Annotated in this window: 19 protein-coding genes; 4 read left to right on the top strand and 15 right to left on the bottom strand. The window is 29.0% G+C overall.

Features of this window, described 5'->3' with window-relative positions:
- Positions 1–6 precede the first annotated feature (6 nt).
- From ACJJVY_RS15025 to gdhA, 15 genes are all read right to left on the bottom strand, one after another.
- Positions 7–684 carry a succinate dehydrogenase cytochrome b subunit gene (locus ACJJVY_RS15025; protein ID WP_405610600.1) on the bottom strand — a complete coding sequence of 226 codons (678 nt, stop codon included), beginning with the start codon at positions 682–684 and terminating at the stop codon, positions 7–9.
- A gap of 242 nt (positions 685–926) precedes the next feature.
- Entirely contained in the window at positions 927–2,789 is a 1,863-nt protein-coding gene (locus ACJJVY_RS15020; RefSeq protein WP_405610597.1) for an SLC13 family permease, read from the bottom strand.
- Positions 2,790–2,903: 114 nt separating this feature from the next.
- Positions 2,904–4,520, bottom strand: coding sequence for an aspartate:alanine exchanger family transporter (locus tag ACJJVY_RS15015; RefSeq protein WP_405610594.1), 1,617 nt, complete (start codon positions 4,518–4,520; stop codon positions 2,904–2,906).
- Positions 4,521–4,730: 210 nt separating this feature from the next.
- Positions 4,731–5,345, bottom strand: a complete 615-nt coding sequence (locus tag ACJJVY_RS15010; protein WP_405610591.1) for a DUF6973 domain-containing protein — start codon at positions 5,343–5,345, stop codon at positions 4,731–4,733.
- A gap of 133 nt (positions 5,346–5,478) precedes the next feature.
- Positions 5,479–6,075: a hypothetical protein gene (locus tag ACJJVY_RS15005; RefSeq protein WP_405610588.1), complete on the bottom strand. Its 597-nt coding sequence runs from the start codon at positions 6,073–6,075 to the stop codon at positions 5,479–5,481.
- A gap of 6 nt (positions 6,076–6,081) precedes the next feature.
- A complete protein-coding gene (locus tag ACJJVY_RS15000; RefSeq protein WP_405610585.1) occupies positions 6,082–7,056 on the bottom strand; it encodes a YHYH protein in 975 nt (324 codons plus the stop codon).
- Positions 7,057–7,220: 164 nt separating this feature from the next.
- The gene (locus ACJJVY_RS14995; protein WP_405610582.1) at positions 7,221–7,397 is read right to left on the bottom strand and encodes a hypothetical protein; all 177 of its coding nucleotides are present in this window, start codon (positions 7,395–7,397) and stop codon (positions 7,221–7,223) included.
- Positions 7,398–7,490: 93 nt separating this feature from the next.
- Positions 7,491–7,940: a 3-oxoacyl-ACP synthase gene (locus tag ACJJVY_RS14990; protein WP_405610579.1), complete on the bottom strand. Its 450-nt coding sequence runs from the start codon at positions 7,938–7,940 to the stop codon at positions 7,491–7,493.
- A gap of 1 nt (position 7,941) precedes the next feature.
- Positions 7,942–8,397, bottom strand: coding sequence for a GNAT family N-acetyltransferase (locus tag ACJJVY_RS14985; protein WP_405611671.1), 456 nt, complete (start codon positions 8,395–8,397; stop codon positions 7,942–7,944).
- Positions 8,381–9,472: a DNA polymerase IV gene (gene dinB, locus ACJJVY_RS14980; protein ID WP_405610576.1), complete on the bottom strand. Its 1,092-nt coding sequence runs from the start codon at positions 9,470–9,472 to the stop codon at positions 8,381–8,383. Before dinB ends, ACJJVY_RS14985 begins: the two co-directional genes overlap by 17 nt.
- On the bottom strand, positions 9,472–9,870 hold the full coding sequence (locus ACJJVY_RS14975) for an ACT domain-containing protein (protein ID WP_405610573.1): 399 nt from the start codon (positions 9,868–9,870) through the stop codon (positions 9,472–9,474). The genes dinB and ACJJVY_RS14975 overlap by 1 nt, the downstream gene beginning before the upstream one ends.
- Positions 9,871–9,914: 44 nt before the next feature.
- The gene (locus ACJJVY_RS14970) at positions 9,915–10,757 is read right to left on the bottom strand and encodes an alpha/beta hydrolase family protein (RefSeq protein ID WP_405610570.1); all 843 of its coding nucleotides are present in this window, start codon (positions 10,755–10,757) and stop codon (positions 9,915–9,917) included.
- Positions 10,758–10,768: 11 nt separating this feature from the next.
- Complete coding sequence (locus ACJJVY_RS14965) at positions 10,769–11,374, bottom strand: glutamate dehydrogenase (protein WP_405610567.1); 606 nt, start codon at positions 11,372–11,374, stop codon at positions 10,769–10,771.
- 57 nt (positions 11,375–11,431) lie between these two features.
- The gene (locus tag ACJJVY_RS14960) at positions 11,432–12,052 is read right to left on the bottom strand and encodes a LysE family translocator (RefSeq protein ID WP_405610564.1); all 621 of its coding nucleotides are present in this window, start codon (positions 12,050–12,052) and stop codon (positions 11,432–11,434) included.
- 87 nt (positions 12,053–12,139) lie between these two features.
- Positions 12,140–13,495 (bottom strand): NADP-specific glutamate dehydrogenase, encoded by a 1,356-nt coding sequence (gdhA, locus tag ACJJVY_RS14955; RefSeq protein ID WP_405610561.1) that lies wholly within the window; start codon positions 13,493–13,495, stop codon positions 12,140–12,142.
- A gap of 194 nt (positions 13,496–13,689) precedes the next feature.
- Between gdhA and ACJJVY_RS14950 the strand changes: the two genes are divergently transcribed.
- The 4 genes from ACJJVY_RS14950 (at position 13,690) to ACJJVY_RS14935 (ending at position 17,496) form a co-directional block, all read left to right on the top strand.
- Entirely contained in the window at positions 13,690–14,997 is a 1,308-nt protein-coding gene (locus ACJJVY_RS14950; protein WP_405610558.1) for an HTTM domain-containing protein, read from the top strand.
- Positions 14,998–15,087: 90 nt separating this feature from the next.
- A complete protein-coding gene (gene pheS, locus ACJJVY_RS14945) occupies positions 15,088–16,107 on the top strand; it encodes a phenylalanine--tRNA ligase subunit alpha (RefSeq protein WP_405610555.1) in 1,020 nt (339 codons plus the stop codon).
- Between the two features lie 62 nt (positions 16,108–16,169).
- Positions 16,170–16,856 (top strand): DUF4377 domain-containing protein, encoded by a 687-nt coding sequence (locus ACJJVY_RS14940; protein ID WP_405610552.1) that lies wholly within the window; start codon positions 16,170–16,172, stop codon positions 16,854–16,856.
- Positions 16,857–16,992: 136 nt separating this feature from the next.
- A complete protein-coding gene (locus tag ACJJVY_RS14935; protein ID WP_405610549.1) occupies positions 16,993–17,496 on the top strand; it encodes a GbsR/MarR family transcriptional regulator in 504 nt (167 codons plus the stop codon).
- Position 17,497 lies beyond the last annotated feature (1 nt).

The following is a 17,497-nucleotide window of genomic DNA, read 5'->3' as shown; positions in this document are numbered from 1 at the left end:
TTAAGATTAATGGTTATTAAATAAATGATGAAATAATGCAATAACGATAAACCCTAAAGGAATAACTATTGAGTATATTTTACCAAATGTTTGTAATGTTTTTTTACGGCTTGCAGTTGCTCCCATAGATTGAAAAGCAGAAGTAAAACCGTGTGCTAAGTGTAATCCTAAGAAAACAAAAGCAATTACATAAGCACCAACTCTTAATGGGTTATGAAATTTTTCTACTAATTCATGAAAATATCTCATTTCTCCATTATGTAAACCAGACATATCTCCTACAACATATTTAGTATTTAATTCTGGTATCCAGAAATCGATGAAATGTAAAATGATAAAAGCAAGAATTGCTATTCCGCTATAAATCATATTTCTACTCATCCAAGTAGAATTTGCTGCTCCGTTATTTTTAGCATAAGAAACTCCTTGTGCTTTTCTGTTTTTCAATTCTAAAATAAATCCCATTACAAAATGAAAAACAACTCCAATAATTAATACAGGTTGCAAAGCAAACTGTACTAACGGATTTGTACCCATAAAATGAGATGCTGTGTTAAATGCTTCTTCACTAAATAGTGATAGTAGATTAACCGATAAATGCATTATTAAGAAAAACATGAGGAAGAATGCAGAAAGCGCCATGGCCACTTTTCTCCCGATTGAAGATTTAAAAAATCCGCCCATTGTATAAAAGTATAAGTAAGTTATAATTGTTGATTACAAATGTACTATATAGATATTCTTTTATGAAATTAAACAGCTCTTTTTTACCTATTTAGAATCATTTTAATGAAGTACTTAAATAGTTTAAAAACAGATGATTAAAAAAATATTTTTATGTAAAATGTTTAAATTACAACACATTTTGCAAAATTGGTTAACCAAAATAGCTCTTCAAAATAACAGTTTTTTTATCAGAAAATATTTTAATTATAAGGCCAAATCATAGGAATCATTACAATACTTACAACAAAAAATATTAAAAGTAGAATAGCTCCACTTTTTAAATAATCTGTGAATTTGTAACCACCCGCATTCATAACCATTGTATTGGTTGGCGTACCAAATGGTGTTAAAAAAGCAGTAGAAGCACTTACAGCTAATGCCATCATAAAAGGTTGAGGAGAGTATCCTAACTCTAAAGAAGCTACCAATACAATAGGAGCCATTAAAATGGCCGTAGCAGTATTACTCATTACCTGACTTAAAAAAGAGGTTATTAAAAAAATACCAGCCAAAAAGTATGTTGGATGTTGCTCTCCTACCAAAGAAATCATGGAATCTGCAATAAATTTTGCTCCACCTGTTTTTTGTAAAGCAACTCCCATTGGTATCATACCAGCCATTATAGTTATAACATTCCAATTTATAGATCTGTAAGATTGGTTCATGTTAATACATCCACCTGCAATCATAATAAACGCTGTTAGCATAACAGTTATTGATGATGAAAATGGCCCCCAAATAAACATTGTAACCATAAAAATCATTGCTAAAATAGATATAACTCCTTTTCTTGTTATTGTACCTACTTCTTTAGATAACTCTTCGGGAGAACCAATAATTAAAAAATCTCTACTTTCCTCTTGAATTGCCTTAATTTCTTCCCATTTAGCTCTTACCAAAATAGAATCTCCTTCTCGTAGATCAAATTCTCTTCCTCTGATTCTTTTATTGTATCTACTTACAGCAATTACTTGAAGATTGTATTTTTTTCCGAATCTACCTGTATTAATATGTCTACCTTTATAACTCGATTTTGGCGCTATAATTAGCTCACAAATACCAATTTCATCAGAAAGTACGTTTTCTTTAATAAACTTAACATCTACACCCTCTAACTTAGTAGCTGCTACATTATACTTATCAATAAATCTATGAATACGGTTTTCACTACAATTTACAATAAGCTCATCACCAACATTCATTTGTCTATTTAAATCAGGAAACTCATCTAAATCTGTTTTTTTTAAACCTACTTTTTTTAAAATTGAAGTTGCAATATCTTCTTCAGAAACCATTTTAATAACGGTTACTCCCATCGTAGACCCCAACCTCATCTCGTTCATTGTTTTACCAACAGCAGAAGAATTAGGTCTTATTCTCACTTTCCAAAAAGCATCAAATAATTGGTAAGAATCTTCAATACTTTGTATCGATTCATCAATATCTTCTTGTCTTCTAGATTTGTTACTTGGTAATAGTTTGGTACCAAAATACCTCATATAAATTACCGTTAAAATTAACAACGGTACACCTATGTAAGCAAATTCAAAAAAACCAAATTTCTCTACACCTGCATCAATCATGGCTTGGTTTGTTATAATATTTGTAGGCGTACCTGTTAAGGTTAATAAACCTCCTGTTGCTGCTGCAAACGATAAAGGAATCAACATTTTAGAAGCAGGAGTCTTTAATCTCCACGCAGCTGCTATAATTACTGGCATTAAAGAAGCAACGGTACCTGTATTACTCATAAAGGCTGATAATATTGCAGAACCTACAATTATTAAAATTAGTAACTTATTAGAATTATTTTTTGATAAAGTAATGATTTTATTTCCTAGCCAAGAAGTTAATCCGGCTCTACTCATAGCTTCACCAACAATAAACAAACCTGCAATTAAAATAATACTTGTGTTACTAAACCCAGAAAAAGTTTCATTAACAGTTAAAACTCCTGTCATACTTAACGCCATCATACTTGTAATTGCTACAATGTCTGGCCTTATTTTTCCTGAAACAAATAAGATAATGGTAATACCTAAAATAATAAAAGTGATAGTCATAGTTTGGTTATTTATGCGGCTAATTTAAATTGAATTAAAAATGAATAAAATGATTAATATCATCCCTCATTTATTTTATCAAACACCGTTCTTATCACCTTTAAAACTAACACTTTATAACATTGCCATTATTTCTGCAATTGCAATTATAAGAACTAATGAAAAAGGATAAACTGCTGCATAAGCAACTTGTGGCGCATCAGACTCTGTCATAGAATCTGTTGCACTTAACCCTGGTGTTGATGTCATTCCTCCAGTTAACGCTCCTAAGATAGATAAAAAGTTGATTTTTAACAAAAAGCGTCCCACTATTACAGTAATTATCATTGGTATTAAAGTAATTAAAGCTCCGTAAAAAAATAAAATAAAACCATGTTTTTCAATCGCTGAAATTAAACTTTGTCCTGCTTTTAATCCTACGGGAGTTAAAAACAATAGCAACCCAAATTGACGTAATATTTGATTTGCAGGACCGGAAAGGTTCCAAATTACACCTCCAAATTTTCCTTTCCAACTTAAAAATATTGATGCTAAAAGCACACCACCTGTAAGACCTAATTTAAGAGCTATATTACCTAACGGAATAGCTAAAGAACCAACAAGAATACCGATAACAATACCAAAAGCAACGGGTAAAAAACTTGTTTGTCCAACTCTTTTTAAACTGTTTCCAAAAAGTTGCGTTATGGCAGGTACGTTTCCTTTAGAACAAGAAACAAAAATTTTATCACCATATTTGATTTTTGTGGTTGGGTGCGGAGCTAAATCAATACTGGCTCTTCTAATACGAGTAATTGTTGCAGAATAGTTAACAAAAAGATTTAACTCTCTAATCGTTTTATTTACCACAGAATCGTTACTTACTACATACCATTTTACATCAAAAGTGCCACTACGAGGAATTTCTATATCTGTAATTTTACCTAATAAAATTTCGATTCTTTTTAGTGCATTTTCTGTTCCTACAGCTTTTATAATATCTCCTGTTTCTAAAACAGTATCTTTTGTTGGAGAAATAGGAGCTTGATTTGGTTTCATAATACGCGAAATATTCGCTTTGGTCATAAAACGTATTCTAAGTTCATTTATCGTTTTTCCATTAGCATTTTCATTAGAAATAATTAAATTTTTATTAATTACTAATGGCGTGTTTGAATTTGATTTTGCATCAAATTTTTTTTCTTCATCTTTAAGGTTAATCCTAAATAAAGTGGGACCTAATTTTACAAATAAAATAACACCTAAAACCCCAAAAGGATATGCAATACCATAACCAATTGATGCTAATGGAGATTGAGAAGCTTCTATAGAAGCAGCTAAACCTGGTGTAGATGTTAATGCTCCAGTTAATAAACCGCTCATCATATTCATATCAACATCATAAATATAAGAAATAGAAATTGCTGTAACACCTCCTGTAATTACAGTAATACCTGCTAAAATAATCAACTGAACTCCTTGCTCTTTAAAAGAACTAAAAAAAGAAGGTCCAGCTTGCATACCAATGGTATAAATAAATAATACCAAACCAACACTTTGTATAATTGGTGGAATACTAAAATCTATGCCGTACAAATTGTATAAATAACCAAAAAATATGGCTACAAAAATGACTGCCGATGTATCAAAATTAATCCCTTTTATTTTTATATTCCCTAGCGCTATTCCTAAACCGATAACAAGAAATAACACAAAATAATCTTTGGTGAGTAATTCTGAAAAAAATTCCATAACTAGTAATCTCTATTTTTAATGTAAATCTATAAAACTAAATACTGTTTACGTAGACAAAAGTCAAAATTTACATAATATATTTTTATGATAAATATCATTAACCCCTAGCAAGCATTTAGATTGATAAAGCATATTGATGATAAACACTATGAATATTGAACGAATACGTTATCGTAATTTTCTATTTAAAAAAAAAAGAAAAAAATATTAATAATTTGATAATACTAAACACTTATTATTTTCCCATTTTCCTTTTAAAGAATCTTTAGATATTAATTGATCTTTACATGTTAAGAAATTTCCGTTTTTATCTTTTTTGATGATTTTCATTTTGCCATCTTTAATAGCTTTTACAATTTTAGAAATTAAATTGTTTTTAGAAATAAGATCTCCTTTAGTGGAAAGTTTAACTCCTATATTGTTATTATACAAATCCATTTCAGAAGATATTTTATCTGGTAAAACACCTTCTTCTAATTTTCTTTTTTTATAGGTTTTATAATTATCTTTTTCATGAGCTTTACCTAAAGATAACGCTGCTCTTTTACCTAATTTTTGTTGTAAAGTCGCCATCCAATAGGCGTGTCTAAAAGCATCTACTCTGCCACCAGAAATATCTCCATCTAGTAAATTTGTTTTAGCAATAGAATCGGCAACTTTTTTTGTTTCATCAGAGATTTCTAATGCTCTTTTTGCCTTAAATGGATGAAAAATTACCCATGTTTTTAACGGACATGAAAGTTTTAAAAACTTTTTAAAATTAGATTGAGAAAATGTTTGTAGCGATAATAATATCGTTGATAAAAGAATTATTTTTTTCATTGTAGGAAAAGAGTCAGTTGTTATTCGACTATAAATCTACTAAAAGTATTCTTTTATTTTTATAATATAAATTTTGTGATAGAAGCTCTATAAAGTCAACAGCACCAACATAATGAAGTCTTTTTCATTATATTTAAGCAACAAAGGATTTAAAAACTTTTATTAAAACCAATAGTATGATACCTCCAAACAGTATTAGTAACCACCCATAATTTGTGGTGCTTTCAGATACATTAGTATCACTTGTTAAATTTATATCGGCTTTAAAATTGTTTTTATCACTTAAAATAACCTTATCTACTTTTCCTAGAATATTATATGCAAAAATAGTTTGATGCTTGCCGTTTTCTTTAAATGCAGGTATATGGACAAAAATATTTTTAGGTTCTAATGGAAGTGGTGGTAAAATAAATTTTAAATCTGTTTGATGATCTCCTAATCTAATACCCCCTTTTGCCAAAGTTATTTTAACACCATCAACGTTTAAGGTAAAATGTTCTTTTATATAATTAACTATTAATTCTTTCCACGCTTTTTCATCTATATTTTCAAAATACTCTTCACTAAATTTTTGAGTCATTAAATGGTTAATACCAGATTGACTTAAATTAATAGTAAGCAAACTACCCGAAGGTGTAGCTTCTAAATAATATTTTGCAGAAAGCGGATTATGTGCGAAAGACATAAAAGGGATTACCAAAAAAATAATCCCTATTAAAAACTTATTCATACGTTATTATTGATATTGAAATGTATTTCTTGCAGACACGCCTTTTAAACACGCAGGTACATTAGGTGCTGTAGTTGTACTAGCAACATAATGGTATGTTCCGTCAGGAAATTCAGTTGTTGCTGCGGTTCTACCTCCACAATCGTCTAAATCATCTGGTTCCGTAGCGTAAGCATATATTGGATATCCATCTTTAGCAAAACCAAATAATTCTACATCGTCAGTTTGAGTAATATTAGTACAAGATACTTCAGTAATACCATTTTCTACTAGAACTTGATTTGCTACCTGTGGCACTAAATGCCAATGGTAATACCCTGCAGGATCATGATGCCCGCCACAAGGATCTATGGAAGGAAAATTTATTTGATCACTATTTGATGTAAATTGAACAGGACCGTTAATTGCAGATGGTGGCTCGCCATTAGTAGGAATACCGTCTAGAGATACACCAACAATTTCAACTTCTTCAATAACGTTATTACTACTTGCTAATTTAGGCACTGCAGGAATTATAAAAACCATTTGTAAATTATCATCTGCTGATGCTTCTAAACAGTAAGAAAGATTAGAATCTGTGGTTGAATTAAAATAATCTACATTCACTGTACCATCGTCATTAACCATATCATACCCATCAGCTTCAATGTCATTTAGTAAATCTTCAGACCAAACTCTTAAACCAGAGTTCGTTGCTCCATCATAAAACCCAAGTCCTGCAACATCATCTAAAGTCGTAGGACAAAATGGACCAACATTTTCTAACGGGTTGCTAGAGAATGTAAGCTGAAAACATTCAGCACTTGTTCCATCTTCTAAAGTAGAAGTAATCGTTTCAAAAGAAACTAGTGACGTACTATTAAATAACGATTCAGAAATTAAATATGTTGTTTCATCATCTGTACCTTCATCAATGTCGTCATCAATGTCATCTCCATTAGAACACGCTTGAAAAAAAAGAATTCCAGTTAGTAGAATCAAAAATTTATAAAATTTTGAATTAATCATAATATATAGTTTTATAGTTAAGATGTGTTTTATAAATAAAACTTGTGTTTTGATATTTTTTTTAATAATACACATAACTACAAATTTATCAATTTAAAACTTGTATATTTTGAATTAAAATTACTAAAGAATCTAACTTAAGAAAGAAAATAATTTTTAAATAATTCTATCTGCTTTAATAATTCTTTTGTTTCCTCAAAATCATCATTATCCACACTTTTTCTAACTAGTTTATTTTGATCTTTTAAAAATTTAAAAATCCTATTTTTTCCTATACCAAATAAATACGTTTTAACAGCGCTTTTTGTAAGCATAAGCTGTGTTGTTACAAAATTCTGACACATTGCAATTACAGCATCTTGATAGATATCTAAAACAGAATTTTCCTGAAATAAGTTGACTAAAAATTAACTAACTTCCTTAATTTTGAATATTTTTCCGTTAAAGACCAATTCTTCTCCTTTTTCTTTACCCAACAATAACTTACCTATCGGAGATGAAACTGAAATAGCAAAATAAACTTTACTTTCAACAATTAGTTGACCTGCCGATATTGATAAAAAATAATTAACAGTATCGGTTTCTATTACGCTTCCTAAATGTGCAATGGTAGATGTTTTAGAAATATCTATTTTTGATAAAATTTCTTTCATTTGAGTAATTCCTGCAAGTTGTTGGCCTGCTTTTTCCATTTCTAATTGCAACATTGCTCTACCAGTTTCATGTTTATCGCCGGCAGAACTTTTAGTTTCTGATTGCAATGCTTTTTGATTTGATGCAATAATTTCTTCTACCGTTTGCAAACGATTATTTACAAAGTTTAAACATTCATTAAAAAGTGCTCTTTTTACATCCATTTTAAACTGTTTTAAAAAAACAAATACTATTGTCCATCTCTTTGTATTGTCCGTAATTGGGTATTATTTTATAATTACATTTCTCATATAATTTTAGTGCTTCTAATTGTCTTTTTCCTGTTTCTAAAACACAACTTTTATACCCTAATTCTTTTGCCCAAATTTCTAATTCTGTTATTATTTTTTTAGCAATTCCCATACCTCTTTTTTCTGATGAAACAAACATTCGCTTTATCTCAACAGAAACTTCATCAAACTTTTTTATCGCACCACAACCTACTGCAATTTTACCTTGATCATCATAAATTACAACCACATTTTTTAAAACATCAATCTTATTAAATTGGTTGTAAAATTCGTGCTCTTCTCCATCCGTAATTTTTAAATAAGCATCTAATTCTTTTACCAAATTGATAAAGTCTTTATTTTCTGATTTTGTTCTAATAATCTTCAAAATTTAGTTTTAATTGTACCCAAATAGGTTCGGTTATTATTGTGTTTAAATTACCAAAAGACAAGCCTAATAAACGTACAGAATTTTGTAATTTTTCTTGATATAACAACTCTTTTACAATCGGAAAAAAATCGTTTTTTTTCTGCATAAAACTTGCTGTTGTTTTGCTTCTAGTTTGTTGTGTAAAATCAGAATATTTAATTTTTAAGGTAATCGTTTTTCCTTTTGTATCAGACTTTAGCATTCTTTTTTCTAATTCATCTGCAATTTTTTCTAACTTTTCTATCATAAATATTTCTGATGAGATGTTTTCGAAAAAAGTACGTTCTGCGGCGATAGATTTTCTAATTCTGTTTGGCTTTACTACACTTTTATGAATACCTCTTACAATATTATAATAATGAGTACCCGATTTTCCAAATAAATTCACCAATTCTTCTAACGATTTTTTCTTTAAATCGTTACCCACAAAAATACCTAAATTGTACATTTTAGCCGCAGTAACTTTACCAACTCCATAAAATTTATTAACTGGTAATTCTTCTAAAAACTGAATTACTTCATCTGGATGCACCGTTTTTTGTCCGTTTGGTTTGTTTATATCCGAAGCAACTTTTGCAATAAATTTGTTAATAGAAATACCCGCGGAAGCTCTTAAACCTGTTTCATCAAAAATGCGTTGTCTAATTTCTCTGGCAATGTCATTTGCAGACGGATTATCCTTTTTATTTTCTGTAACATCTAAATAAGCTTCATCCAAAGAAAGTGGTTCTACTAAATCTGTGTATTCGTAAAATATTTCTCTAATTTTTGCTGATATTTCTTTGTAACGCGCAAAATCTGTTTTTACAAAAATTAAATGCGGACATTTTTGTTTTGCCAATGTTCCGCTCATGGCAGATTTTACTCCAAATTTACGCGCCTCGTAACTTGCCGCAGAAATAACACCTCTTCTACCTTCTCCACCAACGGCAATGGCTTTTCCTCTTAAATCAGGATTATCTAATTGTGCCACAGATGCATAATATGCATCCATATCTACATGAATAATTTTTCTGAAAGGAGGCTGTAATTCCACTAACTATTTTTAGATAAATTGTTTAAAACTTCAATGGTTTTTTCTGCATCTTTTGTATCCACAAAAATATGATCATGATAATAACCAGCCACAACATTACAACTAATATTATGTATTGTTAACTCCTTAGAAAACGCAGCAGTTAAACCCACAGCATCTAGAGAAGAATGTATTTTTAAAGTAATCCAAGAATAGGTATTTAGATAAGCAAGTTTTAAAGCATCAGCTTTATTTTTCTCTAAAATCAGTGTAATTCCTTCTTCTTCTTTAAACTCAAATAAAGTGTCTGACCTTAAAATTCCATCTAACTTTTTTACAGCAGTAAAAATATAATCACCAGAATTTAAAACCGGTTGCATGTTTTTTATTAATGCTTGTAAATCTTTTTCTCCACTCATATTTTTAATAGATAATTACTCAAAAATACAAAAAAGAAAAGCATTTATTTCTTTAAAAAATCAATACAAAAATTGGTTACTTCTTTTAATTCTTTAGATAATTCATTATGATTCCAAGGATGAGAAACATTAAAAACATGGTTTGCATTTTCTATAATTTTAAACTCACTTTTAGGATTCCATTTATGTAAATTTTCTCCTTCGTTTAAAAAAACTGCATCATCTTTATCTCCATGAATTATTAATTGAGGTATTTGTAAACTTTCTGTCGCTTTTTTAATATTTAGTCTTTCTTCATTATTAATATAGTCTAAATAAAACTGATAATAGTGCGGCATTTTTTGATTGGTTCTACCATTTACAACATATTTTACGCCATCTTTTTTCCATTGTTCTAAATCGCCAATAGTAGAAGATCTGTTACCAAAATTAGAAACAGCTGCCAATGTAACTACTTTTTTAACACGAGTATCTTCTGCTGATTTAAGCAATACAATTCCGCCAGCTCTACTGTGTCCAATCAAAGAAATTGCATCTAAATCTGCTTCTTTTTTAAAGTTTACGTCAGAAGAAATCCAATCTAAAACAGACTCTAAATCATCCAACTCTTTTGTATAATTATTATTACCAAAAGCTTCTAAATCTGGAAAATCAATCGGTTGCTCAATAGTTCCTCCATTATGGGAAAAGTTAAATTTGATAAAGAAAAACCCTGCTTCTGCAAAAGTTTCTGCCAACAAATTCCAAGCTCCCCAATCTTTAAATCCTTTATAACCATGACAAAAAATGATTACTTTTTTTGGTTGATGTGTTTCGTTGTAAAAAACATCTGTAACAATCGGTTTTTGATGTTTTCCTACAATTACAATATTCTTTATCTTTTTCATTCTTTAAATATTTAAATAACAAATTTAACAATTGTAAATAATGCAAAACCTAGGGTAATAAAACTTAAAATTAGGTTAATGTTATTTGTTAAATTGCCTGTTTTTTGTTGAATAAGGTTTGCAAATTTCCCATATAAATATAGGATAAAATATGTACCAATAACTGTACCTATTACAAAGGTTAAAACAGAAATTGTATCGAAACTAAAAAAATTAAACGAAATTAAAAACGCTGTTGTTCCGCAAAAAAACGGAATTGCAAACATGTTTAAAGTCGATAAAATTATCCCCAATAAGAAGGATTTTTTTCTAACAATTTCTTTCTGTTTTCTTTCTGTTTTGTGCTGTTTGTAAAAATATACTGATAAAAAAAGTAATACAATTACACCTATTTTTTCTAATATTTCTATAAGAATTGGCTTACCAGAAAGGTATTGTATAATGTAAATAGCAATATAAACTTGTACAAAAACAATGATAGAAACCCCTGTTGTAAACTTAATAAACTCTTTTTTATTACTATCTAAACTAATTTTTAAAGCAGTCATATTTAACACACTTGGTAAGGTAAAACCAAAGAATGAAAATACAAAGCCAAATAAAAAAAGAGAAATCATACTGTTATTTTAGTAATAAATCTGTCGTATAATATTACAAAAATTACTTTTATAAAATTAAATAAACATTTTTACTATACTTAAAACAGCTACAAAACCAGTTAAACACCCTAAAATAAAATCCATTTTAGTGGCAATAAAAGTTAATTTATGTTCAATGTTTTTTGCTACAATAGCATACAAAGTATAAAGGGTAAAAGAACCAACTGTAGAACCAATTGAAAAATAAAATCCATTTAATAAGTTGTATTCAAAATACTCAAACCCTATTAAGAAAGATATAGAAGTAAAATAAAAAGGAATTGCCATCATGTTTAATAAAGACATTAAAATTCCGTAGAAATAAGCTTTAGATTTAGGAATATCTTTGTCTTTCTTTTCAACTTTTGATGAAGAATAAATTCTGAAAAAATTAATGGATAAAAGAAGTAAAATACCAGTTCCTATTTTTTGAATTAACCTAATATACTCAGAATTTTCCATTAAGATATTCGCCAAATAAGCACCTAAATTTGCTTGAAAAAACAATACAGTTGCATACCCACCAATTAAATAAAAAGCGGCTTTTTTTCCATTTCTTAAACTAAACTTTACAACGGTTAAATTTAAAAAACTGGGTGTAATACTTCCCACAATTGCAATTGAAAAACCTAAAAGTAAGCAAATAATAAAATTCATAGTTTTGTTTTTATATATACAAAAAAACAAAAAAACGCGTCAAAGAATTAACGCGTTTCGTTTATATACTAACTCAAAAGAGTGTTACTAAACAACACCTTGCGCTAACATAGCATCTGCAACTTTAACAAAACCTGCAATGTTTGCTCCTCTAATATAATCTATAGAACCATCTTCATTCATTCCGTACTCTACACAAGAATCATGAATATCTTCCATAATATCTTTTAATTTTTCATCTACTTCTTTACGAGACCAACTTAAACGTAATGAATTCTGACTCATTTCTAAACCAGAAGTTGCAACACCACCAGCATTAGATGCTTTACCTGGTGCAAATAAAATTTGTGCTTTTTGGAATTCATGTATCGCTTCTGGTGTAGAAGGCATATTTGCACCTTCAGACACACATAAACATCCATTTTTAATTAGCTCTTTAGCTTCTTCTCCATTTAACTCATTTTGAGTTGCACATGGCAAAGCAATATCACAAGCAACAGACCAAGGTCTTTGCCCTGCAACATATTTAGCATTTGGGTATTTTTCTAAATATTCGCTAATTCTACCACGTTTTTCGTTTTTAATAAACATAACGTGTTTTAATTTATCAGAATCAATCCCTTCTTCATCATAAATATATCCAGCAGAATCCGATAAAGTAACCACTTTTGCACCTAATTCTATTGCTTTTTCTGCTGCAAATTGTGCAACATTACCAGAACCAGAAATAACAACTGTTTTTCCTTCAAAAGAATCGTCTTTACGTTGCAACATATTTTGTGCAAAATAAACATTTCCGTATCCTGTTGCTTCTGGTCTAATTAAAGAACCTCCCCAAGATTGGCCTTTACCAGTTAAAACACCAGTAAATTCGTTATTTAGTTTTTTATACATCCCAAACATAAAACCAATTTCTCTTGCACCAACACCAATATCTCCGGCAGGTACATCTGTATTAGGCCCAATATGTCTAAAAAGTTCGCTCATAAAAGCATGACAGAAACGCATAATTTCATTATCTGATTTTCCTTTAGGATCAAAATCAGAACCTCCTTTACCTCCACCCATTGGCAAAGTTGTTAAAGAGTTTTTAAACACTTGCTCAAAAGCTAAAAACTTTAAAATACTTGCATTTACCGTTGGATGAAAACGTAAACCTCCTTTATACGGCCCAATAGCAGAGTTCATTTGAATTCTATAACCTCTATTTACTTGTACCTCTCCACTATCATCTACCCAAGAAACTCTAAAAGAAATTAATCTTTCTGGTTCTACCATTCTTAACAAGATGTTTTTACCGTGATAAATATCATTATTAATGATATAAGGAATTACAGTTTCTGCAACCTCTTGTACGGCTTGTAAAAATTCTGGCTCATGGTTATTTCGTTTAGTAACCAACTCCATGAATCCATCAATTTTTGATTTGATATTTTTATCCATGTTTTTTTATGATATTAATAAAAATTTAACCCAACAAATATAAGTATTTTTAAATATGACAAAATTAAAATAATCATAATATTTTATTATACTTCTATTTACTCAATCGATTTCGTTAAATACTTTATTACTAAATGTTTTTATGTGTTTATCTTGCAGCCTATAATCAACATTAAAAAACGTTAAGAAAAACAATGCAGTTTTTATTTAAAAAGATTGACAATACTACTTTAATTGTTTTTAGAATTATTTTCGGATTTGTTTTAATGCTAGAAGCTTGGGGTTCTATTTTTACAGGTTGGATTAAGCTAACATTTATAGAACCTAAAATACATTTTAGCTTTATTGCTTTTAGTTGGTTACAGCCTTTAGACGGTTTAGGCATGTATTATATTTATACTATAATGGGCGCATTAGGTTTGTGCGTTATGCTTGGTAACTTTTATAGATTCTCTATAATTTCTTACACAGTTCTTTGGACTTATTGTTATTTAATACATAAAGCCTCTTATAATAACCATTATTATCTAATGATATTATTATGTTTAATTATGTGTTTTTTACCTGCTCATAGATCGCATTCTTTAGATGTTAAAAAGGGAAGGGTATTAAAAGAAATTGCAATGCCTTATTGGTGTAAATTTATTTTGATGTTTCAAATTACTTGTGTCTATTTTTTTGGAGCAATGGCCAAGACTTATCCAGATTGGTTAGACGGAACTTACACAAAACTTAAATTAGGTAGAGAAATTAAAACACCTTTGGTAGGTCAGTTTTTTAAAGAAGAGTGGTTTTATATGGGTGTTGCTTATGGTGGTTTTTTATTCGATTTATTAATTATACCGCTATTAATTTATAAAAGAACTAGAGTTTTTGCTTTTATAATATCAATCGCTTTTCATAGTTTTAATTCTTATGTTTTTCAAGTTGGGGTCTTCCCTTATCTTAGTCTATCTTTTGCTATTTTCTTTTTTCCGGTAGATAAAATTCGTAAATTATTTTTACCTAAAAAAGAGCTTTATGTAGAAACAGCTTACAGTAATCCTTCTAACAAAAAAACCATACTTTTCTTATTATCATCATATATTATATTGCAATTATTTTTACCTTTAAGACAACACTTAATTGATGGAAATGTTTTTTGGACAGAAGAAGGCCATAAAATGAGTTGGAGAATGATGCTTAGATCTACATCTGGCATTACTCGTTTTAAAATTTATGATGTTAAAAAAGATTCTACTTATACTATTAAGCCGCGTAATTTAAGCAGAAAACAAAAAGGTTTAATAAATACACATCCAGATATAATTTGGCAGTATGCACAATACCTTAAAAAAGAAGAAGCCAAAAAAGGGAATGAAATTAAAGTTTACGCTATTAGTAAGAAAAAACTAAATAATAGACGTTATCAAGAATTTATAGATCCTAATGTAGATTTAACAAATACAAAGTGGGATTATTTTAATCATGCTCCGTGGATTTACAAGTTTAACGGCTGGTAATCTCTTGTCTTTCTTTCCACAAAAAGCATAATAAATAAGTCTAGTAATTCAATTTAGTTTGTTAAATTTGTCACGTAATTATCCTATAAAATGTTAGATAAAGTAAAAGAATTGATTGGTGATGTAAAAGCATTTAATGCTACAACCAAAGAAGAAGTAGAAACTTTTAGAATTAAGTATTTAGGAAGCAAAGGTTTATTAAAAGATTTATTTGCAGAGTTTAAAAATGTTGATGCAGAAATGCGTAAAGATTTTGGACAAGCATTAAATAATTTAAAAAAGTCTGCAGAAGGAAAAGTGGCAGAATTAAACGATGCTCTAGAAAATGCTGTTGAAGAAAAAGGTTTTTATGGTGATTTAACACGTCCTTCTGAGCCAATTAATTTAGGTTCTCGTCATCCAATATCATTGGTAAAAAACCAAATTATAGAAGTTTTTAATAGAATTGGTTTTACGGTTTCTGAAGGTCCAGAGATAGAAGATGATTGGCACAATTTTACTGCTTTAAATTTACCAGAATATCATCCTGCAAGAGATATGCAAGATACTTTCTTTATAGAACAAGATCCAGATATTTTATTACGTACGCATACATCTTCTGTACAAGTACGTTATATGGAAAATAATACACCACCTATTAGAACAATTTCTCCTGGTAGAGTTTTTAGAAACGAAGATATTTCTGCAAGAGCACATTGTATTTTTCATCAAGTAGAAGGTTTATATATAGATACTGATGTTTCTTTTGCTGATTTAAAACAAACACTTTTATACTTTACAAAAGAGATGTTTGGTAAATCTAAAATTCGTTTGCGTCCTTCTTATTTCCCATTTACAGAGCCAAGTGCAGAAGTAGATATTTACTGGGGATTAGAAACAGAAACCGATTATAGAATAACTAAAGGTACTGGTTGGTTAGAAATTATGGGATGCGGAATGGTAGATCCTAATGTTTTAAAAAATGCCAATATAGACCCTACTAAATATTCTGGTTACGCTTTTGGTATGGGAATAGAACGTATAGCCATGTTATTATATCAAATACCAGATATTAGAATGTTTTATGAAAATGATAAACGTTTTTTAGAGCAATTTAAGTCTGTTATATAATAATTAAAAATTTGGTCTGTTTTTTGTAATAACCTTTTTAGTTTTAAACTTAATATACTTTTATGAAAAACACTTTTTTAATTTTATTTAGTATTATAATGACCTCTTGTGCAAGTATAAAAGAAACAGAAAAAACAATTTGGGTTAATTACCAAAAAGTAAACTGCCAAGGAGTTAGTTCTAAAAAATGCATACAAATTCAAGAAAATGAAGTGGTTGATCCTACAAAATGGACAAACTTATATACTGATATAAAAGGTTTTAATTTTGTTCCTGGACAACTTACTAAAATGGTAATAACAGAAAAAAAACTACCATTAAATAAAGTTCCTGCAGATGCTTCTAGTATAGAGCGTAATTTTGTTAAAGTTGTAGAAGTAGTTCAAAAACCAATATCTCTTACTATTGATGAACTACAAGGAAAGTGGCTAATTTCTTCTATAACAGGTATTAACACAGAAGAATTAAAAGAGGTTGCAAGACAACCTTTTTTAAAATTTGATGGTAACAGATTAAGCGGAAACAATGGCTGTAACTCTATTACAACTACTATTACAGAAACAGAAAAAACAATAACTTTTAAAGTTGGTTTGATAATGGAAACTAAAATATTTTGTAAGAATATGCAAGTTCCTAAAGTGTTTAATAAAATGATATCTAATAGTGTGTCTTTTTTATACACACCAAAAGGAGTTATTTTATTAAATAAAGATAATCAACAAAATATGGTTCTTGTAAGAGAAAAATAAGCTCTTACTCCTAATCAACTCTTAAAAAAAAGCATAAAATTAATTTTTTATGCTTTTTTTTATTTAACACTATTTTAACCTCATTAGGTTCGGTTTGTTCCGAACTAAATATACTTTTGCATAAATTTATTAGATTATGAAAGAAACTGTTTGTAAGAAAAAAATGGCCTTGGTAGAAAAACTAGGTGTCCATTTAGAAAAAAGAGAACAATTAGCTCCAGTTGCGGCGCGTATTTTAGCTTACATAATTCTTACAGGTAAAAAAGGAAGCACTTTTGATGAAATGGTTTGTATTTTATGTGCTAGTAAAAGTACCATATCTACTCATCTTAATCATCTACAAGATTTAGAAAAAATTGTGTATTTCACCAAAACAGGAGATCGAAAAAAATATTTTGTCATCAACCAAAACATGATTGTGCAACATATTGATAACATGACTCAAGAATGGAATCAAATACGAGAATTACACGTAGAAATTAAAAACTACAAAGAAACTTTAAACACTAAAAAAATTGAAAATGAGGATGAAAAATTCAATCTAATTTTTCATAATGATTATATAAAATTTTTAGATGAAGCAAGTGCATCTATCAAACAATTAAAAACCAAATTAACCCACAAAAATAATATCTTTTAAA

Origin of the sequence: Polaribacter sp. Asnod1-A03, from assembly GCF_045063585.1 — a bacterium.
GTDB lineage: Bacteria > Bacteroidota > Bacteroidia > Flavobacteriales > Flavobacteriaceae > Polaribacter.
This window is presented reverse-complemented; position numbering and strand designations above follow the sequence as displayed.